At 71.1% G+C, this 1,639-nt stretch carries 1 protein-coding gene; it reads left to right on the forward strand.

Annotation, left to right across the window (positions count from 1 at the left end; all coding sequences use genetic code 11):
- The first annotated feature begins 122 nt into the window (after positions 1-122).
- A complete protein-coding gene (locus tag E7Z53_RS19815; protein ID WP_176338694.1) occupies positions 123-1,502 on the forward strand; it encodes an IS1380 family transposase in 1,380 nt (459 codons plus the stop codon).
- Positions 1,503-1,639: the final 137 nt, after the last annotated feature.

Consider the following 1,639-nt stretch of genomic DNA (forward strand, 5'->3'; position numbering starts at 1 on the left):
AGCCTGGATGCGCCGATGTCGAGGGGAGCGGTGGGTGAGTCCTGACAGACGAATGCCCTTCTTGCTTGGGACGATGGGAGTTCTTGAAGCTTCCACGTCACCCAGCAGAAGGGCACCCGATAGTGCGAGTCTCTCATACGGTTTCGGCTGATTTCGATGACCCCAATCTCGTGTCCACCGCCGGGCTGCTCCCGGTGATGAGTCTGGCCGAGGAGGCCGGGCTGCACGAGCTCGTCGCCGACCGTGTGACGGTGCCGGGTCCGGCCGGGGCGAACGCGGCCGCGAAGGTCCCGGCGCTGGTGGCGGGCATGATTGCCGGGGCCGACAGCATCGCCGACATGGGCCTGCTGCGCCACGGGGGCATGGGCCGGCTCTTCACCGCGGGCCGGGCACCGACGACACTGGGTACGCACTTGCGGGCCTACACCTTCGGTCACGTCCGCCAGCTCGACGCGGTGGCCTCCCGCTTCCTGGCCGGGCTCGCCTCCCGGGTGCCGGGCCTGGTGGCCGGGGCCGATCAGGTCGCCTACCTCGACGTGGACGACACGATCCGCCAGACCCACGGCTACGCCAAGCAGGGCACCGGCTACGGCTACTCCGGAGTGCGGGGACTCAACGCGCAGCTGGCCACGCTCTCGACCCCGACCGCGGCGCCGGTGATCGCGGCCACGAGGCTGCGGCGGGGCGCGGCGGCCTCGGCCCACGGGGCTCCGCGGTTGATCGGCGAGGCCCTGGCCACCGCGAGGAAGGCGGGGGCCGCCGGGGCGATCACCGTGCGTGCCGACAGTGCGTACTACAACCACGGTGTGGTCGCCGCCGCCCGTGCGGGCGGGGCGCGGTTCTCGATCACCGCGCGGATGGACCCGGCCGTGACCGCTGCCATCAGCCGCATCCCCGAGGACGCCTGGACGGGGATCCGGTACCCGGAGGCGATCTTCGACGAGGAACAGGGCCGGTGGATCTCCGATGCCGAGGTCGCCGAGGTCCCCTACACGGCCTTCACCTCGCGGAGGAAGGCCGAGCACGTCACCGCGCGGCTGATCGTGCGCCGGGTGAGGCGCCTGAACCCGGCCACCGCCCGGGCCGGACAGGACGAGCTGCTTGTTGCCTACCGGCACCACGCGGTGTTCACCGACTCGCCCCTGAGTACGCTCGAGGCCGAGGCCTCCCACCGGGACCACGCGATCGTCGAACAAGTCATCGCGGACCTGAAGAACGGCCCGCTGGCCCACCTGCCGTCCGGGGTGTTCACCGCCAACGCCGCCTGGCTGGTGTGCGCGGCGATGGCCTTCAACCTGACCCGCGCGGCCGGGGTGATCGCCTCAACCGCCCACGCCAGGGCAAGGACGGCCACGATCCGCACCCAGCTCATCCAGGTGCCGGCCCGGATCGCCAACCACGCCCGGAAGTGGCGGCTGCACCTGCCCACCGCCTGGCCCTGGCAAACCGCGTGGGAGAGCCTCTTCGGCCCCGCCCACAAGACCGCTACCGCAATCGCTTGATCACGCTTCCCTGACCCCACGAGAAGGAACCCCAGTGGAAGGGCCGGGCAGACCGGCGGCCCCCGCACGCCCGGAACCAGAAACCGCCGAACTGATCCCGATCAACTCACCGGAAAATCAACGTCGGCGCATCCAGG

It is taken from the genome of Kocuria salina (assembly GCF_013368965.1).
Classification (GTDB): Bacteria; Actinomycetota; Actinomycetes; order Actinomycetales; family Micrococcaceae; genus Kocuria; species Kocuria rosea.